We start from the raw sequence: 26356 nt of genomic DNA on the forward strand, positions 1-26356 counted from the left end.
TGGAGCCCTGTGCGCTTGCATCTTTGGCCTGCCCGGGAAAGGAAAGAGGACGAGATGCCCATGCAAGCAGCCGAAGTCACCATCTACGTCACCGACTACTGCCCATACTGCGCCATGGCGAAGCGCCTGCTGACGCAGAAGCAGGCGCGCTTCACGGAGATCAACGTGGAGAACCGCGATGACCTCCGCGCCTGGCTGGTCAAGGCCTCCGGGCAGCGGACGGTCCCTCAGATCTTCATCAATGGAGCCAGCATCGGCGGATTCAGCGACCTCTCGGCCCTGGACAAGGAGGGGGGGCTCGATCCGCGCCTCGGTGAGGCGCCGAGCGCGGACGCACCTCCCATGCCGCGCTGAGGCGGATGAGGGTGGCTGAGGTACGACGGAGAATCCTCGTCGGACGCACCCCTGGGGCCCCGCCGGCGAAGGTGCACCCCGGCGTGGGGAGGTGATAAGCTGCCGCGCGGGGACGGGGCGCAGCTTTCTTTGATGCGGTTCGTCCAAAGGGCTTCACGGGCTTCGTCCGCTTCCCCCACGTCGAACCGCCATGCCTAGCAGCACCGACACCACCGCCGCAGCGACCCAGCCGGTCGAGGGGGCGCTCGTCGGAAAGCGGGTTCAGAAGTACGAAATCGTACGGACGATCGGGCGTGGCGGGATGGGCACGGTCTACGAGGCGGTGAATACCGCCATCGGCAAGCGCGTCGCGATGAAGTTCGTCGACGGCGATCTCGCGCAGAACAAGGACGCGGTGGCGCGGTTCCACCGCGAGGCGCAGGCGGCCAGCGCCGTCGAGAGCGCGCACATCGTCGAGATCTTCGACGCCGGCTTCGCCGACGACACCCCCTTCCTCGTCATGGAGCTGCTCCGGGGCGAGGACCTGGGCCACCGCATCCGGCGCTGCGGCAGGCTCGACCTCGGCGAGGCGCTCCACGTGACCGCGCAGCTGCTCCGCGGCCTTCACCGCGCCCACGAGGCGGGCATCGTCCACCGCGACCTCAAGCCGGACAACGTCTTCCTTGTCGACCGCGACGACGACCCGAACTTCGCCAAGATCCTGGACTTCGGCATCTCGAAGATGCGCCGCGCCGACGGCGCTCCGGCCCACACGTTGACCCGGCAGGGCACGGTGCTCGGAACGCCGTTCTACATGTCGCCGGAGCAGGCGCAGGCGATGCCCGACGTGGACGGCAGGACCGATCTCTGGGCCGCCGGCGCGATCCTCTACGAGTGCCTCACGGGACACCCGCCGCACAGCGGCAGCTCGTACGAGCAGGTGATCGTCAACATCTGCATGAAGGACGCCCTCGACGTGCGGATGAGCAACCCGGCCGTCCCCGAGCCGATCGCGCGTGTGATCGCCAAGGCGCTCACGCGGGACAGGGACGCGAGGTTCTCCTCCGCGCGAGATTTCCTGGACGCCCTGGTCGTCGGCGCCGGCGGGCTCCTCGCGTCACGGCGCAGCTCGAGCGACGAGCTCGGAGCGCACACGACGAGCGCTCCTGGCGCCCTCGGGCAGACGCCGGCGAAGCAGACGCCGGGTGATCCGAACATCGGGCTGGATCCGACGCTCGAGGTGCACGGGAGCGGCTCGAAGGTGGGCTGGTCGAGCAGCGGGCCCACGGGCGCGCGCGGCCCGCGGCGGCTCGCGTTCGCCGCGGTGGCGCTGGTCGCGCTGGTTGGCGGCCTCGCCGGCGCGGTCCTCCACGCGCGCCGCGCGCCGGAGGCGAGCACGGTGGCCACCGCGCCTGCGCTGCCCGCCCAGGTCTCGGTCGAGCTCCGGACGAACGCCGAGGGCGCCCTCTTCACCATCGACGGTGTGGCGCTGGCCGACCGCACGCTGCGCGGCCGCACGGGCGAGACGAAGCGCGTGCGGATCGAGGCCTCCGGCTACACGCCCGTGGACAAGGAGGTGACGCTCCAGGACGGCAACTCCCCGATCGAGGTCCTGCTCCACCCGCTGCCGGCGGCCGTGACACCGGCGCCGCCCCCGGCCGAGGCCGCGACCGCGGCGCCCGTCGCGCCCGCGGCGCCCGTCGCGCCCGCCCCGGCGCCCAAGGCCGAGCCGATCCCGAAGAAGGCGACGGCGCTCCCCCTCGCGGCGCGCCCCAGGGGCACGGGCGCCGGGGCGAAGGCCGCCGGTCCGGCGCAGGCCACCCCGGCGGTGGCGACGCCGAAGCCGGCGGGGGTCGCGGCTGGTTTGCAGCTCAAGGTCGACTGAGGCGGGTTTGCGCAGATCACACGGACGACTCACGCTGGCGCTCTGCGCGGCGACGCTCGGCCTGGCCGTGCAGCTCTCGCCGGCGCTCGCGCAGGTCGAGCCGTACCGGCAGCACATGGAGAACGGCATCAAGCTGTTCCAGGACAGGAACTACCGGGCCGCGGTCGTCGAGTTCGAGGCGGCCTACAAGGAGAAGCCGAAGGCCAGCCCGCTGTTCAACATCGCGCTCGCCGAGAAGGCCCTCTTCAACTACCCGAGGGCCATCGCGGCGCTCGAGCGCGCGCTCGCGCAGCACCGCGACACGATGGATGAGGGCGACGAGAAGACGGCGCGCAGCGCCATCGAGGAGATGCGCGCGCTCCTCGCCCATCTCACGATCGAGCTCAGCCCACAGACCGCCACGCTGATCATCGACGGCGAGGAGCAGCCCCCCTCGTCCTCGGGGACGCGGGTCGTGGAGCTCGGGCCGGGGGTGCACCGCATCGGCGCGCGCGCCGAGGGGCACGCGAGCGCCGACGAGAGCGTCACCGTGGTGAGCGGCGAGCGCGACAAGAAGGTGAAGCTCGCGCTGGTCCCGGACAGAGCCCCCGCGACCCCGGCGGCGCAGCCGTTCACGCCGCCCCTGCCCCCTCCGCCGAAGCCGGTGCCCCTCTCGCTCCCGCCGCAGGGCTACTATGTGATCGGCGCCGCGTCGCTGCTCTGGCCGCTCGGCCACCCGCGAGCCTTCCCGGCGCCGGAGGCGAACAGCGGCGGGGCTGGCTCGATCCGGGTGGGATACCGCGTGAACACCCCCGCGGCGTTCGACGTGATGCTCCAGTACGCGAACATCGCGACCGGCTCGGACGACCCCGCGTACCCGAATGCCAGTTACACGCTCGGCTCGACGCGCCTCGGGCTGAACGTCCGCCTGATGACCCCTGGGCAGACCTGGCGGTTCGTGGGCTCGATCGGGGGCGGTCTCACCTACGATTCGGTGAAGTTCGACAGCATCAAGACGCAGGACGGAGACATCTGCGATGGCCTGTGCCAGAAGGCCGCCGGGGTGAACGCGTTCGTGTTCTCCGAGGTGGGCGTCGAGCTGGACCTCGGGGGCGTGCTCCTCGGGTTCTCACTCGACAGCTACTTCCAGTCGTCGCGCGGCATCAGCTACAAGAACAGCGATCAGGACGACGTCACGCTCTACTCGGCCGTGCTGCTGCAGCTGGGGGGCAGCTTGCACGCCGGCTATGCGTTCTGGTGATCGGCCTCTGCCGATCCCGGGCGCTCGTTCCATCCTTGTTCTGCCGCTTGACGGATGTATCCTCGCACGCCCTCGCGGTGAGCCGTAGACGGTTCGCCGCGCTCTCCAGCGGGAGCATGGGCCGGGGATCGGCTGCTGCCGTCCTCTTCAATCACGTCAGCCGGGGATCGGCTGCCGCCGTTCCCTTCAACGTCAGCCGGGGATCGGCTGCCGCCGTCCCCTTCAACGTCGGCCGGGGATCGGCTGCCGCCGTCCCCTCAAGGGGTGACCATGTCGCAGGATGCCATCACGTCGTTGCTCAAGGAGACGCGCCGGTTCGAGCCGCCGGCCGAGTTCTCGCGTCGTGCGCGCGTCGGCGCGCAGGCGACCTACGAGGCGCTCTACCGCGAGAGCATCGAGCAGCCGGACGCGTTCTGGCGCCGGGAGACGAGCGACCTCGTGTTCCGCACGCCGTGGACCACGATCAGCGACTGGTCCCTGCCGCACGCCAAGTGGTTCCTCGGCGCCACCCTCAACGTCACGGAGAGCTGCCTCGATCGACACCTGACGACGGCCACCAAGAACAAGGCCGCCATCATCTGGGAGGGCGAGCACGGCGCCACGCGCACGCTGACCTACGCCCAGCTCCACCGCGAGACGGTGCTGCTCGCCGACGCGCTCAAGCGGCTGGGCATCGAGAAGGGGGACCGGGTCGCGATCTACATGGGCATGGTCCCCGAGGTCGCCGTGGCGATGCTCGCCTGCGCGCGCCTCGGCGCGGTGCACACCGTCGTGTTCGGCGGCTTCGCCGCGGACGCGCTCCGCGACCGCATCCACGACAGCCAAGCCAAGCTCGTCATCACGCAGGACGGCGCGTACCGGCGCGGGCAGGTCGTGCCGCTGAAGGCGACCGTCGACAAGGCGCTCGCGCAGCCGGAGGCGAAGAGCGCGACCCGCGTCGTCGTGTACCAGCACCTCGGCAAGGAGCGCTGCGAGGTGCAGATGACGGAGGGCCGCGACGTCTTCTGGCACGACCTGCTCGCCGGGGCCGCCCCGGCCTGCGAGCCGACGGTCGTCGACGCCGAGCACCCGCTCTTCATCCTCTACACGAGCGGCTCGACCGGGAAGCCCAAGGGGGTGCTCCACACGACCGCCGGCTACCTGGTCGGCGCGCACGTCACGACGAAGTACGTCTTCGATCTGCGCGACGACGACGTCTACTGGTGCACCGCCGACGTCGGCTGGGTGACGGGCCACAGCTACATCGTGTACGGCCCGCTCTCGAACGGCGCGACGTGCCTCATGTACGAAGGCGCCCCGAACTTCCCCGACTGGGGCCGCTTCTGGAGGCTGATCGAGAAGCACGGGGTCACCATCCTCTACACCGCCCCCACGGCCATCCGCGCCTTCATGCGGCAGGGCGACGAGTGGCCCGCGAAGAGCGATCTGTCGAGCCTCAGGCTCCTCGGCTCGGTCGGCGAGCCGATCAACCCCGAGGCGTGGATCTGGTACCACCGGACCATCGGCGGCGGCCGCTGCCCGATCGTCGACACCTGGTGGCAGACGGAGACGGGCTCGATCATGATGACCACGCTGCCCGGCGCGTCGTTCTCGAAGCCGGGATCGACCGGGCTGCCGATGTTCGGCGTCGTGCCCGAGGTCGTGACGAAGGACGGCAAGCCCGTCGCGGCGGGCGAGGGCGGGCTGCTCGTCCTGAAGCAGGCGTGGCCGTCGATGCTGCGCACGGTGTGGGGCGACGACGATCGCTTTCGTAAGCAGTACTTCAGCGACGTCGAGGGCTGCTACTTCACCGGCGACGGCGCGCGCCGCGACGAGGACGGCTACTTCTGGGTCGTCGGCCGCATCGACGACGTGCTGAACGTGGCCGGCCACCGCATCGGGACGGCCGAGATCGAGAGCGCGCTCGTGTCTCACCCCTCCGTCGCGGAGGCGGCCGCGGTCGGCCGTCCGGACGACCTCAAGGGACAGGCGCTCGTGGTGTTCGTCTCGCTCCGGCCGGGGGTGAAGGCCGGGCCGGAGCTCCAGGCAAAGCTCGCCGAGCACGTCGCCAAGGAGATCGGCAAGTTCGCGCGCCCCGACGCCATCCGCTTCGCGGACGCCCTGCCGAAGACCCGCAGCGGCAAGATCATGCGCCGGCTCCTGAAGGACGTCGCCGCTGGTCGAGAGCTGACCGGCGACACCTCGACGCTCGAGGACCTGACCGTCATGGCGAAGCTCCGCCAGCAAGAAGAGGAGTGAGCCCCGCGGCGGCGCAGGGGCGCGGCCGTGCCCCTGCGACCGACGCGAGGACACCGCGCACGACGGCGCAGCGCCTGCTCCTCGGCGAAGGGGAGGAGAACCCACGGAAGAGCTCGATCCTGCGGCTCTTCCGCCGCGCTCGGCCCTGGGAAGAGCGACGGCGGCCCGCGACCGGCATCCCGCGGCTTACGGTCGGATCACCTCGTTCGCGCCGGAGAATTTGATCCTCCGCATCGGCGCGGAGGATACTCTGGGGCGAGGGCGCGCTTGGAGCTCGAAGCTGGAACCGTCGTTGCGAACCGGTATCGCATCATCCGCCAGCTCGGCCGCGGCGGCATGGGCGAGGTGTTCGCCGCGGAGAACATCCGCACCGGCCGCCAGGTGGCGATCAAGCTCCTGCGCGCCGAGTCGAAGGCCAAGTCGTCCGCGGCCGAGCGGTTCCGGCGCGAGGCGCGCGCCGCCGGCTCCATCAACAGCGATCACGTCACCGAGATCCTCGATGTCGAGGAGGACCCCGAGCACGGCATCGTCCTCGTGTTCGAGCTGCTCGAGGGCGAGTCGCTGATCGATCGACTGAAGCGGACGGGGCCGATCGATTTCGAGGAGCTTCACCCGATCATCGAGCAGGTCTGGATGGGGCTCGCCGACGCGCACCGCGCGGGGATCATCCACCGCGATCTGAAGCCGTCGAACGTGTACATCGAGGCGCGCCCCGACGGGTCGAAGCGGGTCAAGATCCTCGACTTCGGCATCTCCAAGCTGCCAAAGGAGATGGGAGCGGAGACGCTGACCGAGATGGGCCAGAGCCTGGGCACGTTCTCGTTCATGCCGCCCGAGCAGATCGGCAAGGCGAAGACGGTCGACCACCGCGCGGACATCTACGCCTGCGCCACGATGATCTACCAGTCGATGAGCGGCCAGCTGCCTTACCAGGCGCGCAACCTGCTCATCATGGTCGAGATGAAGCAGAAGACCGACGCGCGGACGCTGGCCGAGGCGATGGACGGGCCCGTCGACCCGCGGCTCGAGGCGTTCCTCGCGAAGGGGCTGGCGCGGGAGCCCGCGGACCGCTTCCAGAGCGCGCTCGAGGGGCTCACCGCCTGGCGGGAGCTGCGGCCGGCGAGGAGCTCCAGCCATCCGGTCAGCGGCTCACCCATCTCCACGCTGCCGGCGAGCAGCGGCTCCGGCCATGCGCGCAGCTCGCCCATCCCGGCAGCGCACCAGAGCTACAAGCCCCCGTCCTCCGGCGCGGTCAAGCTCCCGGTGCCGCCGATCGACCCCATCTTGATCCGCACGGCGACCGACCCGGGGGCGCAACCGCGGGTCGAGACCGGGGTGCGCTCGCACGGCGAGCCTGAGCGGCCGGCCCACCCTGTCGGGGAGCCGCCGCTCACGCAGAACGAGGGCCAGCTCCCGCCGTACATGCCTGGCGGGCGCGCGCCGGGCGTACAGACGGCGGCGGCGCCCGTCCAATGGACCGGCCCGAACGGCACCATGGTGCTCAACAACGCGGCCCGAGAGCTCGTGCCCCCGCTCGTGTCCCACCCCGTGACGCCGCGGACGCTCCCGGATTTCTCCGAGGACAGCTCGGGCGGGTCGACGACCGGCCAGGGTCCGACGCTCGTCTACAAACCCGTGCGGCCAAGCATGGGCTCGGCGAGCCTGGGACCCACCACCGCCGGTGAGCCAGAGCCGATCGAGCAGCGGCCTCCGGCGCCGCCGCCGGCGCGGACGCTTCGAACCATCGTCTATGTGCTCGCGGCGATCCTGTTCGCCGTCGTGGGCTTCCTCCTCATGGGGTATGCCCTCGAGTACCTGGACATGCCGAAATAGGCCGCGCGCAGCGGCTCCGCGTCGGACGTGCCGCTCTCCGCCGCGCGAGCGCGCAGCGGCCGGCGCGGCTCACAGCGCCGCGTCCGCGGCGCGGCCCTGGGCCGGTGAGCGCCCGGCGGGCAGCGCGATCCGGAACCGCGTTCCCCCCGCCTCGCGCGGCTCGCACGAGATCGTGCCGCCGTGCGCCTCGATGATGTCCCGCGTGACCGCGAGCCCGAGCCCCGTACCGCGCTGCTTCGTCGTGAAGAAGGGGTCGAAGATCGACGCGCGCAGCTCCTCCGGCACGCCGGGGCCCGTGTCGTCGACCGCGATGGTCGCGGCGCCGCTCGAGAAGCTGACGCTCACGACGATCTCGCCGCCCTTCGGCATCGCCTCGCGCGCGTTGCGGAGCAGATTCAGGAGCGCCTGACGGATCTGCGACTCGTCGAGGAGGAGCTCGGGCCCCGCCTCCTCCACCTCGACGCGAACCGCGACGCCGGCGCGGTCGAGCTCGGGCCTCACGAACGCCACCAGCTCCTGCACCAGGTCGTCCACCCGCTCCGGCTCCAGGCGCGGGCGGGGGCGGCGGGCGACGCTGAGGTACTGCTCGGCGATGCGAGACAGGCGGTCCACCTCGGCCCGGATGGCGGTGACGAGCTGCGCCGACTCCTTCATCACCGGCCTGAGCTCCGCGTCAGGGGTGTCCGCGGCGGAGGCGCGCGCCACCTCCTCCTCGAGCAGCTCGAGGTTCAGCCCGATCGACGACAGCGGGTTCCTGATCTCGTGCGTGACGTGCGCGGCCATCTTCCCGATCGCCGCCAGCCGCTCGGCGTTCACGAGCTCGGCGCGCGCGCGGCGGATCGCGGCGACCATGTCCTCGAACGTCGTCGCGAGCTCGCCGATCTCGTCGTTCGTCGCGAGCGCCTGCTTCGGGGTGAGGTCGCCGCGCGCGACGGCGTTGGCCCGCTCGGTGACCGCGGTCAGCGGGGCGAGCACGCGCCGCGCGTACAGCGACATCATCACGCCGACGAGGAGCGTCAGCACGCCCAGCCCGACGAGCAGGTGCATCGAGCGCTCCTCGCGCAGCTCCGCCTCGTCGGTGAGGCTCTGCATTTGCCCCTCGACGCGGCTCCTTATCACCCGCAGCCGCTGCGCGCCCTCGACCTCTCGCTTGACCAGCTCGTCGCGCGTGCGCTCGGCGAGGTCACGGTCGCCGACGGCGAGCGCCTGGAAGAGCTGGGCGAACCGCTCCGGGCTGGCGCCGACGAGCCGCTCGATCGCCGCCACCTCGGCCGCCACCTCGTCGCTGAACCGGCGGACGCCGGACGACGCGGCCGCCTGCCCCACGCGGGCGTCCCCGCCGGTCGCCTTCTCATCAGCGCCGGCGAGCGCCCGGGCGGCGTCCTTGACGTTCGAGAACGCGAGCGGACGGGTCCGCCTCGCGGTCTCGATCCACTCGCGCACGTCCCCCGGGTTCTTCGCGGCGGTGATGTGGTTGAGCTGGGCGTTGAAGACGTTCTGCTCGGCCAGGACCTCGCCGATGCGGAGCAGCAGCGGGACGTACCCGGCGCGCAGCAGCTGGGCGTCGCGCGAGGCCGCCCGCAGCGCCTGGACGCTCCAGCCGACGGTCAGCGCGAAGGCGGCGAGCACCACGAGGTAGCTCGCGAGGAGCCTCCCCGCGACCGTGCGCCGCTTCTGGGGCGCGCGCTCCTCCGGCCCCGCGGCGCCGCCGCGCGCCTCGTCCGCGGCTGGCGGCGGCGCGGTCATCGCGGCGCGACGGCCCGCGCGACGAGGCTCGCGAGGTCCTCCGCCGGCTCGCCCCGCGTCCTGAACCGCTGGAGGCTCTGCGCGCAGTGCGTCACGAGCAGCCCGCCGCCGAGCGCGCGGTGCTCCGCGATCCTGGCGTCGGCGATGGCGGCGGACGACGTGGGGCGCGTGGCGGGCAGGAGGCCGCCGCCTCCGCTGCAGTCGGCGTGCTCGCGGCGGTGGATGAACTCCTCCGGCGGCCGCCCCGTGATGCGGGCGAGGATCTCCCGGGGCGCGTCGTAGCGATCGAGGCCGCGCCCGAGCTGGCAGGGATCGTGGTAGCGCACCCGCCGCTCCGACGCCGATCGCTGCAGCCTGTCGAGCGACGAGCGCGCGAGATCGACGAACAGCTCCGGGGCCTTCACGCTCACCCCCGCGCGCGGGTACTCGACGCGCACGGCGCGCGCGCACCCGGGATCGACGGCGACGAAGCGCCCCCCGGGCGCGACCTCCGCGGCGAGCCGCCGCGCGGCGGCCTCGAAGCCCGGGCGATCGCCGGCGTACAGGAGCGGCAACCCGCAGCAGGCGCGCACCGGGCGGGTCGGGGCGCCCGCCAGCGCCTCGGTCGCGTCGAGCGCGTCGCGGGCGACGTCCGGCGCGTGACGTTCATAGCCGCAGCCGAGCAGCACGTGGACCGCGTCGGGCGCGGCCGCGGCCGATCGAGAGCGCGCGTCGAGCTCACCGGCGCGGCCCTCCTCGCGGGCCGAGAAGCGCTCCGCCACGCGCCTGGCCCCCTCCGGCGCGAGATCGCGCGCGAAGAGCTCCGCGCGCGCGTCCGTCAGCACCGTGGCCACCTCGTTCTTGTGATCGCAGCGCTCGCGGCACCCGAAGCACGCGGAGCACGCCCAGGCCGGATCCGCGTGGCCTGCGTCGAGCGGCACGTCGCCGCGCGCGGCGAAGTACGCCATCGACATCTTCCCCCACGGCGTCACCGTCTCGTTCGCCTCGACGTTCGACACGGGGCAGGCGGCGCGGGAGAGCTTGGGGCAGTAGACGCACTTCTCGAGCGACGTCCGGTGCGGCTCGAGGAGCTTCAGGCGGAGCTGGGACACCGTTCGAGTCTCTCCATCGGGTGCGCCTCGCGCAAGCGGCGGGAGCGCGTCAGGCGCCCGAGCCGTTGCTGGACGAGCGTCGGCCCCGCTCGTTCGCGGGGGTGACGGAGGGAGCTGAGCCCGCCGGCCTGCGGCGGGGGATGCCCTCGTGGACGACCGGCGCGACGCTCGCGCCCGCCTTGGTCGCCGGGCTGCCGTCCCTCGACACAAGCTGGGGCTGCCCCCCTGCGGTCCCGGGAGACCGCGACGGCGCGCTCTCCTGGGGCAGGCGGATGGTGAACTTCGCGCCCTTGTCGGACGACGCGACCGTGATCGTCCCGGCGTGCTCGTCGACGATCTTCTTCACGATCGCGAGCCCGAGGCCGGTGCCGCCGCGCTTGCCGGAGGTGACGAACGACTGGAAGAGGCGGCCCTGGATCTCCTTGGGGATCCCCTTCCCGGTGTCCGCGACGCAGATCGCGAGGTCGCCCCCGTCGCGGTAGGCGCGGATCGTCACCGTGCCCCCGCCTGGCCGCATCGCCTCGACCGCGTTGCGGACCAGGTTGTGCAGGAGCCGCGTCATCTTCGCCTCGTCGAAGCGCGCGGTCCCTCGGTCCTCGAGCTCCAGGGAGAGCGAGACGCCGGTCCCGGCGAGCTCGTGCTCCAGCTGCTTCTCGATGTCGCCGAAGAACTTGGTCAAGTAGACCTTGCGCACGAGGATGCTCCGCTCGCCACGCGCGAACTCCAGCACCTCGCGCTGCATCGCGCTGATGACGTCGAACTGCTTGAGGATCAGCCGCGCGTGGTCCTCCCGCGTCGCCGCGTCGGGAGCGCCGGCCATGAGCTGGACGTAACCGCTGATCACCGTGAGCGGCGTGCGCATGTCGTGCATCACGCCCGAGAGCAGGCGCCCGATCGTGGTGAGCCGCTCGCTCTGCTCCCGCTCGAGGCGCGACCGGAACAGGCGCAGCGCGGTCGACGCGTTCGCCGACACGAGCCGCAGCAGCGCGCGATCGTCCTTCGAGAAGCCGTGGGGGTTCCTGGAGTTGTAGAGGGCCATGGAGCCGATCGGCACCGCGTCCTCGCCCTCGAGCGGCACGGCGATCGCCGTCCTGAGCTCCGCGCCGACGAGCTGGGCGAGCCGCGGCGACACGAGCGTATCGTCCGGATCCCGACTTCCGCCCTCGCGCGAGAAGCACACAGCCTCGTTGTTCACCATGGCGCGCCCGACCACCCCTTCGCCGCGGCGCATCGCGATGCGCTTCACCGCCGGCCTCGGGGCGGCCCCGACCACGACGCCCTCCGGCTCCTCTCCGAGGGCGGGCGCGCGGGGCGGCGCGCTGCCCCCGTCGAACGCCGTGAGATCGAAGAAGTAGAGGAACAGCCCGCCCTCGATCTCGTCGACGAGCATCCCCCCCGCCCGCGCCTCGCACGCCCTGCCGGCCTCCGTGATGACCGCGCGCGCGAGGTCCTCCATCGTGGTCGCGCGGCCCATCGCGCTCTCGAGGTCGAAGAGCAGCTTGAGATCGCTCACGCGGTGCTCGAGCTGCTCCTTCGTCTCCACGAGCTGCGTGTTCTTCTGGATCACCGAGAGGAACAGCCGCGAGTTGTCGATCGAGACGGCCGCCTGCGTCGCCAGCGCGCTCAGGAGCTCCTCGTCGTGGACCGAGAACTCCCCCTCCCCGTGCTTGTTCAGGACCTGGATGACCCCGATGGTCCGGCCGACGTGGTTCTTCATCGGCGCGGCGAGGATCGAGCGGGTGCGGTACCCCGTGACCTCGTCCCAGTCGCGCTGGAACCGGCGATCCCGGTAGGCGTCCTTGACGCGGACGGTGCGCCCCATCTTGGCGACATGGCCCGCGATCCCCGCGCCGACGGGCAGCTCGATCGCGCGCGCCTCCTCGCCGATGACGATGCGCGACAGAAGCCGCTGCCGCTGCTCGTCGAGCAGGTAGAGGGTGGCTCGGTCCGCGTCGAGCAGCTCGGTGATCTTGTTCAGGATCAGCGCGAGGAGCTGGTCGAGATCCAGGGTGCTGCCAAGGGCCAGCCCGACATCCCGGAGCGCCCGCACCGTCTTGTCGGCGTGGGCGAGGCGCGCCTCGAGCTCCTGTACGCGAGCCTGCAGCGCCTTCGTGCGTTGTTCCGCCTTCGCGGTCACCAGAAGACGCTAACACGACTTCGCCCGGAGGAGCGCGCGCGCGGGCCCCTGCGCGGACCGTTCGCGTGACAGAGAGCGCTCCCGACGACCGCCAGGAGCGCCCCTAGGACGCGCCGTTACTGGTTCATGCTCTCGAGGAATTCCTGATTGGTCTCGGTGCGGCTCACCTTGTCCAGGAGGAATTCCATCGAGTCGATGACGTTGAGGGGGTGCAGCAGCTGGCGGAGCAGCCACACGCGCTGGAGGATCCACTCCGGCAGCAGCAGCTCTTCCTTGCGGGTCGCGCTCTTGTTGATGTCCAGGCAGGGGAAGATCCGCTTCTCCATCAGCTTGCGATCCAGGTGGATCTCGCTGTTACCCGTGCCCTTGAACTCCTCGAAGATGACCTCGTCCATGCGCGAGCCCGTGTCGACGAGCGCGGTGGCGACGATCGTCAGCGAGCCGCCCTCCTCGACGTTGCGCGCGGCGCCGAAGAACCGCTTCGGCTTGTGCAGCGCGTTCGAGTCGACGCCGCCGGAGAGGATCTTGCCGCTCGGCGGGACGACCGTGTTGTACGCGCGCGCCAGGCGGGTGATCGAGTCCAGCAAGATCACGACGTCGTGCTTGTGCTCGACGAGGCGCTTCGCCTTCTCGATCACCATCTCGGCGACCTGCACGTGCCGCGTCGGGGGCTCGTCGAAGGTCGAGCTGATCACCTCGCCCTTCACGGTGCGCTGCATGTCGGTCACCTCCTCCGGGCGCTCGTCGATGAGCAGCACGATCAGCGTCGTGTCCGGGTGGTTCGCGGAGATCGCGTTGGCGATCTGCTGGAGCAGCACCGTCTTGCCCGCGCGGGGCGGCGAGACGATGAGGCAGCGCTGCCCCTTCCCGATGGGGCAGAGCATGTCGATGATGCGGGTCGAGAAGCTCTTCGTCCCGTTCTCGATGTTGAACTTCTGCTGCGGGTAGAGGGGCGTGAGGTTGTCGAACAGGATCTTGTCGCGGGCGACCTCGGGGGGCTCGCCGTTGATCTTGTCGACCTTGAGCAGCGCGAAGTACGCCTCGCGCTCCTTGGGCGGCCGGATGGAGCCGCTCACGCTGTCGCCGGTGCGGAGGTTGAAGCGCCGGATCTGGGACGGCGAGACGTAGATGTCGTCCGGACCCGGCAGGTAGTTGTAGTCCGGCGCCCGGAGGAAGCCGAAGCCGTCGGGCAGGCATTCGAGCACGCCCTCGCCGTAGACCGGCTGGTCCTGCGCCGCGTGGGCCTGCAGGAGAGCGAAGATGACCTCCTGCTTGCGCAGCCCGGCAGCGCCCTCGATGTTGAGCCCCTTCGCCATCTGGACGAGCTCGGCCATCGGTTTCTGCTTCAGTTCCCTGAGGTGCATGAGTCGGAAAGCTCCAGGATGCGACGGCGGGTACCCTGTCAAGGGCGTGGAGGCCGTCGGTCGTTGGTTTTTTGGTTGGGGGGGTCTAGCGGGTCGGACCCGAGGCGGGGCCGAGCATGTCGTCGATGTCGGCGGGTCGCCAGAGGGAAGAGGGCTCGCCTCGCAACCGGCGCCCCTCACGTTCATGTCGCTCGATCGGCGGGCTGTGCTTGCCGATCGGGCGGCGACTCTATCAAGCGCGTCTGCTCTGTCAATGCGCGGCGGGAGGCACGGACGACGCGCGCGCGTCGTCGGGCGCGGCACGGACACAGGTCGCCCGCGCCGTCCGTACGAAGAACGGCGCGGGCGAACTGCCCGTGGCTCCCAGGTGCTGCCTGAAGTTGCCTCCCCCGGAACGCGCGGCTAAGTCAAGCTGGTTCCATGGGGCTCAAACAGGTTCAGCTGTTCGTCCGCGGTCGCGTCCAGGGCGTCTTCTTTCGTGCCTCCACGCAGCGCGAGGCCAAGCGGCTCGGCCTCACCGGCTGGGTGAAAAACCGCTCCGACGGCAGCGTCGAGGTCCTCGCCGAGGGGGAGGAGGACGAGCTGAAGGAGCTCATCGCCTGGGCGAACCGCGGCCCGAGCGCCGCGCGGGTCGAGCGCGTCGACGTCCGGTGGCGGGGCTTCTCCGGCGATTTCTTCGACTTTCGCATCACGGATTGAGGCGCTTGGCACGCCACACGTCGGATCCGAGGGGCGCAGGGGCGCGATCGGCGCGGAGACGCGCGCGGCTCGTCCTGATCGGCCTGCTCGCAGCGGCGCCGCTCGCGACGCCTCCGGCGCGCGCCGCCGGCGAGCGCGACGCCGGCGCTTCCGCGCCGGCCTCCTCCGCGCTCCCTGAGCTCCCGCGCCTCGCCCCGATCGTCCGCCCGGAGCCGGACATCACCGCGGTCCGCGAGCTCGACCGGATACTCGACCAGATCACGTCGGAGGACGCGCGCTCGCGGGAGAACGCCCGCGCGGCCCTCGATGAGCCGATCCCCGGCATCGTCGATGCGGTGCGGCTGCGCGTTCAGGACATCCGCGGCTCGCTCGATCGGACCGCGGCGCCTCGCGTGCTCGCGGACGCGCGCAGAGAAGGCCGCAAGGCGATGAAGGGCGAGAAGGGGGAGGACGAGCGCGACGGCAACAAGAAGAAGACTGCAGACGCGAAGGCCGACAAGGGCGCGAAGAAGGGCGCTGGCGACGCAAAGAAGGGCGCCGGCGACGCAAAGAAGGGCGCCGGTGACGCGAAGAAGGACGCGAAGGCCGACCAGGGCGCAAAGAAGGATGCCGGCGACGCGAAGGTCGCAAAGAAGGACGCGAAGGCCGACCAGAGCGCCAAGAAGGGCGCTGACGACGAGAAGGACGAGGGGGACTGGCTGGATTTCATGCTGGCCGTGGCGCGGCCGCGGGACAGCGCGTGGCGCGATGTCGTCAAGCTGCTCGCAATGGAGCGGATGCTCGTCGCTGCAGGGACGACGCCTGCGGTCCGCGAGCTCATCGCGCTGCACGCCTATTTCGGCGAGCTGCTCCGCATCGATCTCCAGCGGCAGGTGGCCAAGCTGCGCGACAAGGCGGTCCCCGCGCTGATCGAGGCGCGCCAGCACGACGCCAAGATCGTCCAGCGATGGGCCAACAAGCAGCTCGACCTGCTCGGCCGGGCGATCCCCGGCGAGGCGATCGCGTCGAATGACACGCAGATCCTGGCCGACGTCCTCCGCGCCTACGGCCGCGTCCGGGACGTGGACGCCATGCGCGTGATCCTGAGCTTCTGCAACAGCGACCGCGCGCGGCTGCGCGACGCCGCGCGGGAGGCGATCTCCGCGATCGGCGAGCCCGGCATCTGGCAGCTCCGCGACGCCTACCTGGACCTCACCGGCGTGAAGCCGCCGCGCGAGTGGTCGTGGGACCGTGTCGCGCGCGAGCTCTTCGGGACGTACGATCGCGCGCGCCTCGCGGAGGTGTACAAGCTGATGGACGAGGGCGTCGCCGCGGCGAGCGCGGGCAAGCCCGCCGAGGCGACCGACGCGTTCGACAAGGTGCTCGCCCGCGCGCCGCTCTTCGAGCGCCGCAAGGAGATGGTGGACGCCTACGTGGAGCGGGCGCGATCGCTGTCTGCCGACCGGCGCGACGACGCGCTCGCCATGCTGCGCAAGGCGCTGCGCCTCGACGCGCCAGGCGAGCGCGCGAAGAAGATCGAAGCGGAGATCGCCTACCTCGAGGGCGCGCTCCTCATCGAGCGCGGCACGCCGGACAAGTTCGTGCTGGAGCGCGCGATCGAGCTCGACCCTTCCCACGACGGCGCGAGGGCGGCACTCACCTCCCTCGGGGACAAGGTCGCGGAGCGGAAGAGCCAGACGAACCGCCACATCGCCGCGGGAGCGGTAGGTCTCGCCGCGGTGCTCTCGATGTTCTTCATCGCCCGGCGACGGAGCGCTCCGTCGCCCGCTCGAGCGCAAGCCGGCACCGTTCCTCCGCCCCCGCCGGCGTCTCCTGCCTCGGCGCCGCCCCCTCCACCCCCGCCGGCGTCTCCTACCTCGGCGCCGTCCCCTTCGCCCCCACCGGCATCTCCTGCCTCGGCGGCGCCCCCTCCGCAGCCGACCGCATCACCTGCCTCGGCGCCACCCCCTCCGCAGCCGGCCGCATCACCTGCCTCGACGCCGCCCGGGAGGCAGGACAGCGCCGCTCCTCCGCAGCCCCAGACGTCTCCCGAGCCGGCCCCAGCCTCCGCCTCGAGGGCGGACCCCGACCTGCCTGCACAGCCTATCGAGGAGGCGGAACCGCGGAGCGACGACGCCCCTGAAGCCGGCGCGCGCGACCGCTGAGCCGTCGCGCGCACCAGGCCCACGCATCGGTCGGCCCCTGAGCGCCGGCCAGGCTCACAACGCAGAAACGCCGGGCGAGCTTGATCGCTCTCCCGGCGTGCTGTCTGCGACTGCGCCGGCGCCACGCGGCGCCGGCCTGGTTCGGCTCAGCCGGCGGTCGTCGCCGGGGTGGCCGGCTCCGCCGCGGCGACCGGCTCGGCGGCCTGCGCAGGCGCGTCCGCGACCGGCGGCGCGTCGATGAACTCGATGAGGCTCATCTGCGCGCAGTCACCGCGGCGCGGACCGAGCTTGATGATCCGCGTGTAGCCGCCCGGCCGCCCCTCGAAGCGCTTCGAGAGATCGATCATCACCTTCGCGATGATGTCGACCTTCTTGCCGTCGGTCGCGACCCCCCAGCGAGGGATGTAGCTGCCCACGAGCCGCTCGGCGTGGAGCCGGCGCGCTCTGTCGCCGGGGCTGAGCTCCCCGTGCGCGGTGTACGCGACCTTACCGAGCCGCGTCGCCTTGGTGATGAGCCGCTCGGCCACGCGCCGCAGCTCCTTCGCCTTGGCGTCGGTCGTCTCGATCCGCTCGTGGGTGATCAGGTTCGCCGTCAGGTTGCGAAGCATCGCCCTGCGGCTGGAGGTATCCCGACCAAACTGCCTGCCCGCTTTCTTGTGACGCATGACGTTCCCTCAGTACCGACTCACGCCTGCGCCTGCTGCGCCTTCCAGCGCTCGAGGAGCTGCGGCCAGTTGTCGATCTTCATCCCGAGCGAGAGCCCCATGTTCGCGAGGATCTCTTTGATTTCCTTCAGCGACTTGCGACCGAAGTTCTTGGTCTTGAGCATGTCCTGCTCGGTCCGCTGCACGAGCTCGCCGATGAGCGTGATGTTCGCGTTCTGCAAGCAGTTCGCGGAGCGGACGCTCAGCTCGAGCTCCTCGACGGAGCGGAACAGGTTCTCGTTGAGCGGCTCGTCGTCGCTCATCACCGCCTGGTAGCTCGTCTCCTCGCTCTCCTCGAAGTTGACCCAGATGGAGAGCTGCTCCTTGAGGATCTTCGCGGCGAAGGCGACCGCGTCCGCCGGCGAGACGGACCCGTTGGTCCAGACCTCGAGCGTGAGCTTGTCGTAATCGGTCACCTGCCCGACGCGGGCGTTCTGCACGGTGTAGTTCACCTTGCGGATCGGCGAGAACAGCGCGTCGATCGGGATCGTCCCGATCGGCATGGTCGGCGTCTTGTTGCGCTCGGCGGGCACGTAGCCGCGGCCCACGTTGACCGTGAGCTCCATCGAGAGCGGGCCCTTCTTGTCGAGCACGGCGATGAGGTGGTCGGGGTTGAGCACCGACAGCCCCTCGACCAGCTGGATGTCGCGCGCGTACACGGGCCCGGGCCCCTCGCGATCGATGCGCACCGAGTACGTCTTCGGGGTGGCCGCCTTGAAGACGACCTCCTTCACGTTGAGGATGATGTCGCTGACGTCCTCGACCACGTCCGGCACGGTGGTGAACTCGTGCAGCGCGCCCTCGATGCGGATGGCCGTCGCGGCCGCCCCCTGGAGGGAGGAGAGCAGCACGCGGCGCAGCGAGTTGCCGATCGTGATCCCGAAGCCGCGCTCCAGGGGCTCACACGTGAACTTGGCGTAGAACTGGGTCCCGCTCTCCGCGTCGATCGAGATGCCCTTGGGCCGGATCAGATCGCGCCAGTTACGGGCGATCATCGTGAGGTTCGGGTTGTTCATCGTCATGGCGATCTCCTTCCTTCATGAGGTTTGCGCGGAGGTCTCACGCCGCGGCCGCACTCGACCGATCGGCGCCGCCTCCTGCCCGCATCCTAGGCTCCATGCCCCCGCGCGCGAGCGCGGGACGGCGGCGCCGAGGGGAGCCCGCGGCGAGCGAGCGCACCCTGCAAGGTGCGCTCGCGACGCCGCCCTCCTCCGCGCCGCCCTCGCGCGATCAGCGCGAGTAGTACTCGACGACGAGCTGCTCGCGGATCTCCGGCTCGTTGAGATCCTCGCGGATCGGCGCGCCCTTGATCGCGCCGGTGAACGCCGCGCGGTCCACGTCGATCCAGCTCGCGACCGGGCGCTTGTCCGCGCCGCCGATGGAGGCGAGGACGCTCTTGAACTTGCGCGCCCCCTCGGTGAGCTCGACCCGATCACCCGCCCGAACGACGTAGCTCGGGATGTCCAGCCGCTTGCCGTTCACGTGCACGTGCCCGTGCCGGACGAGCTGGCGCGCCTCGGCGCGGGACGAGCCGAAGCCCATCCGGTGCACCACGTTGTCGAGCCGCCGCTCCAGCAGCCCGAGCATCTCCTCGCCCGTCCGGCCCTTGCGCCGGTTGGCCTCCTGGAAATACCCGCTGAACTGCCGCTCGAGCACGCCGTAGATGCGACGCACCTTTTGCTTCTCGCGCAGGCGCACCGCGTACTCGCTCAGCTTGATGCGCCCCTGGCCGTGCTGGCCGGGGGGATACGGGCGCCGCGTGTACGCGCACTTCTCGGAGTAGCACCGCTCGCCCTTGAGGTAGAGCTTCATCCCCTCGCGGCGGCAGAGCTTGCAGACCGGACCAATGTAGCGAGCCATCGTGAATTACCTCAAACCCTGCGCCGCTTGGGCGGCCGGCAACCGTTGTGGGGGATCGGCGTGACGTCGCGGATCAGCGTCACCTTGAAGCCAGCGGTCTGGAGCGCGCGGAGCGCGCTCTCGCGCCCGGCCCCCGGCCCCTTCACGAACACGGCGACCGAACGCATCCCGTGCTCCTGCGCCCGGCGCGCCGCCTCTTCCGCCGCGAGCTGCGCGGCGAACGGCGTCGACTTGCGCGATCCCTTGAAGCCGCGAGCGCCAGCGGACGACCACGCAATCGCGTTGCCGTTGATGTCCGTGATCGTCACGACCGTGTTGTTGAAGGTCGACTGAATGTGCGCGATGCCCGCGGAGACATTCTTCTTGACCTTCTTCTTCTGCTTGGCCTTCGTGGTAGTGGCAGCCGTCTTCGCTTGCGCCATGGCGTCCTAATCCCCGCTCGTCACTTGGTCGCGGCAGGACGCCGCTGCAACATGCCCTTGCGCGGTCCCTTCCGGGTGCGCGCGTTCGTATGCGTCCTCTGCCCGTTCGCCGGGAGCCCGCGCCGGTGGCGGAGCCCCCGGTAGCAGCCGAGGTCCATGAGCCGCTTGATGTTGAGCTGCACCTCGCGCCGGAGGTCGCCCTCGACCTTGTACTCGGCGTCCAGGAGGTCGCGGATCGCCTTCACCTCAGCATCGCTGAGCTCCTCGACCCGCTTGTTCTGCGGAATGTTGGTCTTCTCGCAGATTTGCAAGGCGAGAGTCCGCCCGATGCCGAACAGGTACGGCAGGGCGTAGGCGACATGCTTCCGACGCGGGAGATCGACACCAGCGATACGAGCCATGGTTACTCCAAACCGAAACGGGGGCGGGCTTCCGCCGAAAGAGCTAGTTCCCCTGGCGCTGCTTGTGGCGGGGGTTCTCGCAGATGATCCGAACGACACCACGCCGCCGGACCACCTTGCACTTGTCGCAAATCTTCTTGACGCTCGGGCGCACCTTCACGGGGAGCCTCCAGATTCCTCAAAAAACTACGTTACTTATGCCGGTACGTGATCCGGCCTCGGCTCGGGTCGTACGGCGAGACCTCGACGGTCACGCGGTCGCCCGGCAGGATCTTGATGTAGTACTGCCGCATCCGGCCGCTGATGGTCGCGAGGACGCCGAGGCCGTTGTCCGCCTTCACGCGAAACATGGCGTTCGGCAGGGCCTCCTGAACCACGCCGTCGAACTCGAGCTTGTCGCCCTTCGGTTCCTTCGGCGGTCTGGTCTGATTCTTACGCCTCATTCTCCACCCGAGCCCGGCCGGCCAATGGCCGACAGCACCCTGTGCGTCACTTCTTCAGGCTTCCCGACGCCATCGACGCGATGCAGCAGCTTCTTCTGCTCGTAGAACGGAAGAAGGGCGGCCGTCATCGCCTCGTAGGCGTCGAGACGCTTTGCAACAGCCTCGGGCCGATCATCGGCCCGATGCTCTAGCTCCGCACCGGGGGGCGGCGGATTATAGACGAGATGATATATCTGTCCACTGCGTTTGTCGGTTCGGCGATGGATCAGCCGTTCCTCGAGCAGGGGACGCGCCACGTCCAGCTGGATCACCGCATCAATCCGCTTGCCGCCCTGGTTGGCGCTGGCCAGCAGCTCGTCGAGCGCGTCCGCCTGGGGCACAGTCCTGGGAAATCCGTCCAGCAGGAAGCCGTTGCTGCAGTCGGGCTCGACCGTCCTGCGCGCGATGAGGCCGATGACGGCCTCATCCGGCAGGAGTCCGCCAGAGTCCATGATGTCCAGATAGCGCTTCTCCAGGGTCCCCGACCGCTTTGCCTCGCGCAGCATGTCGCCGGTCGAGATTTGCGGGATGCCGAAGCGCGCGCACAGCAGCTTCGCCTGCGTACCCTTCCCAGCTCCAGGAGGCCCCACCAGAACCAAGATCATTTGCCCTCCATCACGCTTCCGGGAGCCTGCGGCCCCGGATGCGGGTGGCACCGGGGCCCGTCAGCCCCTCGTAGCTCCGCGTGATCAGGTGCGCCTCCAGCTGGTTCACGGTGTCGAGCGCGACGCCGACGACGATCATGAGCGACGTGCCTCCGAAGCCGAAGGGGACGCGCAGCAGGTTGCCGACGATCGAGGGCACCACGCACACCGCGGCGACATAGAGCGCGCCGCCCACGGTGATCCGCTGGATCACGCGGTGAATGTAGTCCGCCGTCTGCTTGCCTGGCCTGATCCCGGGGATGTTTGCCTGTTGCTTCTTCAGGTTCTCCGCGACGTCCACCGGCTGGAACGTGACGTTCGTGTAGAAGAAGCAGAAGAAGATGATGAGCAGCGCGTAGCCGGTGTTGAAGACCCAGTCCCCCCGGTTGATGATCGCCTGAATCTGCTCGGCCCCGGGGACGTTCATGTTCGCGAGCGTCTGCGGGAACATCAGCAGCGACGACGCGAAGATGGGGGGAATGGTCCCGGACGTGTTCACCTTCAGCGGCAGGTGCGCCGTCTGCCCGCCGTAGACGCGGCGACCGACCTGGCGCCGCGAGTACACGATCGGGATCTGACGCCTGCCGTTCTCGAAGAACGCGATGACGGCGATGACGAACACGATGAACGCGACGATCGCGGCCATCGTCAGGGGCTGGAGATCGCCCGCGTTCTGGGCGAAGTAGTTGCCGATCTCCTCCGGGATGCGCGTGACGATGCTCGCGAAGATCAGGAGCGAGACGCCGTTCGAGACGCCGCGCTCCGTGATCTGCTCGCCGATCCACATCAGGAACGCGGTCCCGGTCGTCAGCGTGATGACCGTCATCAGCTGAAAGCCGATGCCGGGGTGGTTCACGATCCCGGCCCCGGTCTCGCTGCTCGACAGGCCCTCGAGCATCTTCGCGATCGAGAAGGCCTGGAACAGCGAGAGCGCGACCGTGCCGTACCGCGTGTACTGATCGATCCGCCGGCGACCCTGCTCGCCCTCTTTCCGCAGCTCGTCGATGGGCTTGTAGACCATGCCCATGAGCTGCATGATGATCGAGGCCGAGATGTACGGCATGATCCCGAGCGCGAAGATCGACAGGTTCTCGAGCGCGCCGCCCGAGAACATGTTGAAGAAGCTCAGGAGCCCGCCGGACTGCTTCGCGACGTACTGCCGCATCGCGTTCCGGTCGACGCCGGGCGTCGTCACGAAGACGCCGACCCGGTAGACCGCGAGCATCACCAGGGTGAAGATCACGCGTCGCCTGAGCTCGGGGATCTTGTGGAAGTTGGTGATTCCCGCGAGGCTGGCCATAGGCGATCCTGGACTCCGGCTTGGTGGGTGCGCGTGCGCGCTGACTACGAGGACGAGGAGTCCGTCGAGTTGCCCTGGGGTGCAGGCGCCGCGAGCACGACCGCCTTGCCCCCCGCCTTCTCGATCTTCTCGACCGCTCCCTTGGAGAAGCGGTGCGCCGTCACCGTGAGCTTCTTCGTGAGCTCACCATCGCCGAGGATCTTCAGCACGTCGAACCGCCCCTGCACGAGGCGGCGCTCGTGGAGCGCGATCAGATCGACCTGGGCGCCATCGTCGAACGCCTCGAGGTCGCCGACGTTGACGTTGACGACGATGTCCGCGAGCGGGTTGCGGAAGCCACGCTTCGGGAGGCGACGCTGGATCGGCGTCTGCCCGCCCTGAAAGTGCTTCTTGTTGATGTTGCCGCCGGCCCGCGCCTTCTGCCCTTTTTGTCCGCGGCCAGACGTCTTGCCGACGCCCGACCCCACGCCACGGCCAACGCGGAGCCTCTTGGTTACGGCGCCCTCAGGGGCTTGGAGCTTAGAAAGAATGTCCATGTTTCACACTTCCGTACGCGGCGACTCCGCTGGAATGACGATCTCGCTTCTCAGGCCTTCGACGAGGTCGCTCCGTCGGCGACCTCCTCGACCTCGACGAGGTGGAGGACCTTCTTCACCATGCCACGGAACGAGGGCGTGTTCGCGACGACCACCTCGGACCCCGGCCCACGCAGGCCGAGCCCCTTGATGATCTTGCGGGTGTGCTCGACCTGGCCGATGTTGCTGGCCTTCTGACGTACCCGGAGCTTCACTGCGAGCCTCCTTCACCGCCGCCGCTCGGTGCACCACCGCCGCCCGGCTTCCCGGGGGGCGGCGCCACGCTCGCGCGCCGTCGACCCGCGGTGTTCGTGCTGCCGCGGCGCTGGTAGTCGAGCGAGTCGAGCTGCATCGACCGCTTGCCGGCGACGCTCTCCGGGCTCTTGAGCCCACGGAGCGCCGCGACGGTCGCGTGCACGACGTTGTGCGGGTTGCTCGTGCCGAGCGACTTCGACAGCACGTCGTGGATCCCCGCCGACTCGACGACGGCGCGCACCGCGCCGCCGGCGATGACGCCCGTCCCAGGGCTGGCCGGCTTCAGCAGGACCTTGCCCGCCCCGACGTGGCCGAACGAGTCGTGCGGGATGGTCACGCCGTCCAGGGGAATGCGGAACAGGTTCTTGCGAGCCTGATCGTTCCCCTTGCGGATGGCCTCCGGCACCTCGTTGGCCTTGCCCAGGCCGATGCCCACGTGCCCCGCTTCGTCGCCCACCACGACCAGCGCCGAGAAGCTGAAGCGCCGGCCGCCCTTGACGACCTTGGCGACGCGGTTGATGTGGATGACTCGCTCTTTCAGCTTCTCTTCGTCGACATGATCGAACGCCATAACCGTCCTCTATCACGTTCTCCGCCGCGGCAGTTGACCGCGCCCGCCGCCCTCACCATCAGGGCAGCGGCTATGGGAGTCAGAAATCGAGACCTGCCTCGCGCGCCGCCTGGGCGAGGGCGCTGACGCGCCCATGATACAGATAGCCGTTGCGGTCGAAGACGACCTTGTCGATCTGCCTCTCCTTGCAGATCCTCGCGATCAGAGCCCCGACCTTCTTCGCCGCCTCGACCTTGTTGTCCTCGTCGAGGGAGCCCTTGAGGTCCTTCGACAGCGTCGAAGCGTGGGCGAGGGTCTTGCCGCTCACGTCGTCGATGACCTGCGCGTAAATGTGCTTCGAGCTGCGGAAGACGCTGAGGCGCGGGCGCTCCGGCGTCCCCTCGACCTTCTTGCGGATGCGGAGCTTCCGGCGCTCCCGACCGACGATTTTCATGCCCATGACCGTCTCGTCCCTCGGTGCAGCGGCGAACACGCCGCCGCTCGCCTTTACTTCTTGCCGCCCTTGCCGGCCTTGCCAGCCTTCTCCCGCACGCGCTCGCCGCGGTAACGGACGCCCTTGCCGCCGTACGGCTCCGGCGGCCTGAAGCCACGGATCGTCGCGGCCGTCTGCCCGATGAGCTCCTTGTCCGCGCCCGTCAGGACCAGGACGGTGCCCTTCGAGTCCGCCGGGATCGTCGCCGTGAGCCCCGTGGGCACCGGGAAGGTCACCGGGTGGGAGAAGCCGAGGGCGAAGTTCAGCGTCGTGCCCTTGAGCTCGACGCGATAGCCGGTCCCCTTGAGCTCGAGCGTCCGCTCGTAGCCCTCGGCGACGCCCTTCACCATCGCGGCCACGAGCGCCCGCGTGAGGCCCTGGAGGCGCGACGCGTCGCGCCCCGGCGCCACCGAGCTCACGTGCAGCTTGCTGCCCTCGAGCTTGATGTCCACCTTGTCGGTGATCGCGCGCGAGAGCTGGCCCTTCGGGCCCTTGACGTCGATCTTCCGGCCGTTGACGGTCGCGGTGACCCCCTTCGGCAGGTCGATCGGGCGCTTGCCAACGCGCGACGTCTTCGGAGCGAGCCGGCTGTCACCGTTCGCGGGCTGGGCTGCGTTCGCCTGAGCTTCCATCACCACACCTCGCAGATCAGCTCGCCACCCATCTTGAGGCGGCGCGCATCCCTGTCGCTCATGAGCCCGCGGGACGTGCTCAGGATCGAGATCCCGAGCCCGCTGAACACGCGCGGGATCCTGTCGTGACGCACGTACACGCGGCGCCCGGGGCGGGAGACGCGGCGCACGCCGTCGATCGCGCTCTGTCGATCGCGCCCGTACTTGAGCACGATCGTGAGCTTCTTGGGACCCTCGCCCTCGGTCTCGCGCACGTCGGCGATGAAGCCCTCGGACTTGAGGATCTCCGCGACCGCGGCCTTGATGCGGCTCGCGGGGACCTCGGTCCTGTCGTGCCGCGCGAGCGCCGCGTTGCGAATGCGGGTCAGCATGTCGGCGATGGGATCGGTCATCATAGAATCACCAGCTGGCCTTGATCACACCAGGGAGCTCACCACGGAGCGCGAACAACCGAAGGCAGACGCGGCAGAGCTCGAAGTCGCGGTAGTAAGCGCGCGCGCGCCCGCACACCTTGCAACGGTTCTTGTGCCGCGTAGAAAACTTCGGCGGACGGTTCAGCTTCGCAAACTCTTTTGCACGGGCCATCGAAAATCCCTCAATGCCGGAACGGGATGCCAAGCTCGGTCAGGAGCGCGCGTCCTTCTTCGTCCGTCTTCGCCGTCGTCACGAACGAGATGTTGAGCCCCTTCACGACATCGATCTTGTCGTAGTCGATCTCGGGGAAGATGATCTGCTCGCGCAGGCCCATCGTGAAGTTGCCCTTGCCGTCGAACCCCTTCGGGCTCACGCCCTTGAAGTCGCGAACGCGCGGGAGGGAGAACGCGATCAGGCGATCCACGAACTCCCACATCCGCTCGGCACGCAGGGTCACCATCACACCGATGGGCAGGTTCTCGCGCAGCTTGAACGTCGCGATCGACTTCCGGGCCCGGGTCACCACCGGCTTCTGGCCGGAGATCGCCCGCATGTCCTCGACGGCGGAGTCGATGATCTTCGGGTTCTGCACCGCGGCGCCGAGCCCCATGTTGATGACCACCTTCTGCAGGCGGGGCACCATCATCGGGTTCTTGTAGCCGAACTTCTTCGCGAGCGCGGCCGTCACGCTCTTCCTGTAGTGCGTGCGGAGCCGCGGCGCGTAGTTCGGGTCGCGCGGGCGCTCCTCGACCGGCCCGGACGCCTCGGCCTCGGCGCCCTTGGCCTTCGCGCCCTTGGCTTCCTTGCTCTTGGCGGGCGCCTGCGGCTTGGCCTGCTGCGGCTTGGGCTTGTCCTTGTCCTTGCCCTTGCCGGCGTCCTTGGCCGCCTTGTCCTTGTCCTTCTTGTCCGCCATG

At 69.8% G+C, this 26356-nt stretch carries 27 protein-coding genes and 1 pseudogene; 7 read left to right on the plus strand and 21 right to left on the minus strand.

Annotated elements, in window-relative coordinates:
• The first annotated feature begins 60 nt into the window (after positions 1–60).
• From grxC to WMF34_RS40260, 5 genes are all read left to right on the plus strand, one after another.
• The gene (gene grxC / locus WMF34_RS40240) at positions 61–354 is read left to right on the plus strand and encodes a glutaredoxin 3 (protein WP_044966993.1); all 294 of its coding nucleotides are present in this window, start codon (positions 61–63) and stop codon (positions 352–354) included.
• 190 nt (positions 355–544) lie between these two features.
• Positions 545–2218 carry a serine/threonine-protein kinase gene (locus WMF34_RS40245; protein ID WP_012240534.1) on the plus strand — a complete coding sequence of 558 codons (1674 nt, stop codon included), beginning with the start codon at positions 545–547 and terminating at the stop codon, positions 2216–2218.
• A 7-nt stretch (positions 2219–2225) separates the two neighbouring features.
• Positions 2226–3458 (plus strand): tetratricopeptide repeat protein, encoded by a 1233-nt coding sequence (locus WMF34_RS40250; protein ID WP_157907250.1) that lies wholly within the window; start codon positions 2226–2228, stop codon positions 3456–3458.
• Between the two features lie 270 nt (positions 3459–3728).
• Complete coding sequence (gene acs / locus WMF34_RS40255) at positions 3729–5696, plus strand: acetate--CoA ligase (RefSeq protein WP_437991126.1); 1968 nt, start codon at positions 3729–3731, stop codon at positions 5694–5696.
• A 267-nt stretch (positions 5697–5963) separates the two neighbouring features.
• Positions 5964–7529, plus strand: coding sequence for a serine/threonine protein kinase (locus WMF34_RS40260; RefSeq protein WP_437991127.1), 1566 nt, complete (start codon positions 5964–5966; stop codon positions 7527–7529).
• Positions 7530–7598: 69 nt separating this feature from the next.
• Here the strand turns inward: WMF34_RS40260 and WMF34_RS40265 are convergent, their stop codons facing one another.
• From WMF34_RS40265 to rho, 4 genes are all read right to left on the minus strand, one after another.
• On the minus strand, positions 7599–9275 hold the full coding sequence (locus tag WMF34_RS40265) for an ATP-binding protein (RefSeq protein ID WP_437991128.1): 1677 nt from the start codon (positions 9273–9275) through the stop codon (positions 7599–7601).
• Positions 9272–10366 (minus strand): (Fe-S)-binding protein, encoded by a 1095-nt coding sequence (locus tag WMF34_RS40270; protein WP_437991129.1) that lies wholly within the window; start codon positions 10364–10366, stop codon positions 9272–9274. Before WMF34_RS40270 ends, WMF34_RS40265 begins: the two co-directional genes overlap by 4 nt.
• Before the next feature lie 49 nt (positions 10367–10415).
• Positions 10416–12503, minus strand: a complete 2088-nt coding sequence (locus tag WMF34_RS40275; RefSeq protein WP_012240540.1) for a GAF domain-containing protein — start codon at positions 12501–12503, stop codon at positions 10416–10418.
• Positions 12504–12619: 116 nt separating this feature from the next.
• A complete protein-coding gene (gene rho / locus WMF34_RS40280) occupies positions 12620–13867 on the minus strand; it encodes a transcription termination factor Rho (RefSeq protein ID WP_012240541.1) in 1248 nt (415 codons plus the stop codon).
• A gap of 420 nt (positions 13868–14287) precedes the next feature.
• Here rho and yccX point away from each other — a divergent pair, with 420 nt between their 5' ends.
• Positions 14288–14566: an acylphosphatase gene (gene yccX / locus WMF34_RS40285; RefSeq protein WP_012240542.1), complete on the plus strand. Its 279-nt coding sequence runs from the start codon at positions 14288–14290 to the stop codon at positions 14564–14566.
• Positions 14567–14571: 5 nt separating this feature from the next.
• Positions 14572–16710 (plus strand): hypothetical protein, encoded by a 2139-nt coding sequence (locus WMF34_RS40290; RefSeq protein ID WP_437991130.1) that lies wholly within the window; start codon positions 14572–14574, stop codon positions 16708–16710.
• A gap of 146 nt (positions 16711–16856) precedes the next feature.
• Here WMF34_RS40290 and rplQ read toward each other — a convergent pair whose 3' ends face one another.
• From rplQ to rplE, 17 genes and pseudogenes are all read right to left on the minus strand, one after another.
• Complete coding sequence (gene rplQ, locus WMF34_RS40295; protein ID WP_012240544.1) at positions 16857–17375, minus strand: 50S ribosomal protein L17; 519 nt, start codon at positions 17373–17375, stop codon at positions 16857–16859.
• A 20-nt stretch (positions 17376–17395) separates the two neighbouring features.
• Entirely contained in the window at positions 17396–18436 is a 1041-nt protein-coding gene (locus WMF34_RS40300; RefSeq protein ID WP_012240545.1) for a DNA-directed RNA polymerase subunit alpha, read from the minus strand.
• Positions 18437–18644: 208 nt separating this feature from the next.
• The gene (gene rpsD, locus WMF34_RS40305; protein ID WP_012240546.1) at positions 18645–19274 is read right to left on the minus strand and encodes a 30S ribosomal protein S4; all 630 of its coding nucleotides are present in this window, start codon (positions 19272–19274) and stop codon (positions 18645–18647) included.
• 11 nt (positions 19275–19285) lie between these two features.
• Complete coding sequence (rpsK, locus tag WMF34_RS40310; protein ID WP_012240547.1) at positions 19286–19696, minus strand: 30S ribosomal protein S11; 411 nt, start codon at positions 19694–19696, stop codon at positions 19286–19288.
• Between the two features lie 20 nt (positions 19697–19716).
• Positions 19717–20097 (minus strand): 30S ribosomal protein S13, encoded by a 381-nt coding sequence (gene rpsM, locus WMF34_RS40315; RefSeq protein ID WP_012240548.1) that lies wholly within the window; start codon positions 20095–20097, stop codon positions 19717–19719.
• A 43-nt stretch (positions 20098–20140) separates the two neighbouring features.
• Positions 20141–20257 (minus strand): 50S ribosomal protein L36, encoded by a 117-nt coding sequence (gene rpmJ, locus WMF34_RS40320; protein ID WP_012240549.1) that lies wholly within the window; start codon positions 20255–20257, stop codon positions 20141–20143.
• 31 nt (positions 20258–20288) lie between these two features.
• The gene (gene infA / locus WMF34_RS40325) at positions 20289–20540 is read right to left on the minus strand and encodes a translation initiation factor IF-1 (protein ID WP_012240550.1); all 252 of its coding nucleotides are present in this window, start codon (positions 20538–20540) and stop codon (positions 20289–20291) included.
• On the minus strand, positions 20537–21184 hold the full coding sequence (locus WMF34_RS40330; protein ID WP_012240551.1) for an adenylate kinase: 648 nt from the start codon (positions 21182–21184) through the stop codon (positions 20537–20539). The genes infA and WMF34_RS40330 overlap by 4 nt, the downstream gene beginning before the upstream one ends.
• 10 nt (positions 21185–21194) lie before the next feature.
• The gene (gene secY / locus WMF34_RS40335) at positions 21195–22523 is read right to left on the minus strand and encodes a preprotein translocase subunit SecY (RefSeq protein ID WP_012240552.1); all 1329 of its coding nucleotides are present in this window, start codon (positions 22521–22523) and stop codon (positions 21195–21197) included.
• Positions 22524–22567: 44 nt separating this feature from the next.
• A complete protein-coding gene (gene rplO / locus WMF34_RS40340; protein WP_012240553.1) occupies positions 22568–23059 on the minus strand; it encodes a 50S ribosomal protein L15 in 492 nt (163 codons plus the stop codon).
• 50 nt (positions 23060–23109) lie between these two features.
• Positions 23110–23313, minus strand: coding sequence for a 50S ribosomal protein L30 (gene rpmD / locus WMF34_RS40345; RefSeq protein WP_012240554.1), 204 nt, complete (start codon positions 23311–23313; stop codon positions 23110–23112).
• A gap of 131 nt (positions 23314–23444) precedes the next feature.
• Positions 23445–23924 (minus strand): annotated as a pseudogene (gene rpsE, locus WMF34_RS40350) (30S ribosomal protein S5); the annotation flags it as partial.
• A 79-nt stretch (positions 23925–24003) separates the two neighbouring features.
• Entirely contained in the window at positions 24004–24363 is a 360-nt protein-coding gene (rplR, locus tag WMF34_RS40355; RefSeq protein ID WP_012240556.1) for a 50S ribosomal protein L18, read from the minus strand.
• Between the two features lie 47 nt (positions 24364–24410).
• A complete protein-coding gene (rplF, locus tag WMF34_RS40360; protein ID WP_012240557.1) occupies positions 24411–25028 on the minus strand; it encodes a 50S ribosomal protein L6 in 618 nt (205 codons plus the stop codon).
• Positions 25028–25423, minus strand: a complete 396-nt coding sequence (rpsH, locus tag WMF34_RS40365; RefSeq protein WP_012240558.1) for a 30S ribosomal protein S8 — start codon at positions 25421–25423, stop codon at positions 25028–25030. Before rpsH ends, rplF begins: the two co-directional genes overlap by 1 nt.
• Before the next feature lie 4 nt (positions 25424–25427).
• Positions 25428–25613: a type Z 30S ribosomal protein S14 gene (locus WMF34_RS40370; protein WP_012240559.1), complete on the minus strand. Its 186-nt coding sequence runs from the start codon at positions 25611–25613 to the stop codon at positions 25428–25430.
• Positions 25614–25623: 10 nt separating this feature from the next.
• Positions 25624–26355: a 50S ribosomal protein L5 gene (gene rplE / locus WMF34_RS40375; RefSeq protein ID WP_012240560.1), complete on the minus strand. Its 732-nt coding sequence runs from the start codon at positions 26353–26355 to the stop codon at positions 25624–25626.
• Position 26356: the final 1 nt, after the last annotated feature.

The organism is Sorangium sp. So ce145, from assembly GCF_051525985.1.
Lineage (GTDB): Bacteria > Myxococcota_A > Polyangia > Polyangiales > Polyangiaceae > Sorangium > Sorangium cellulosum_B.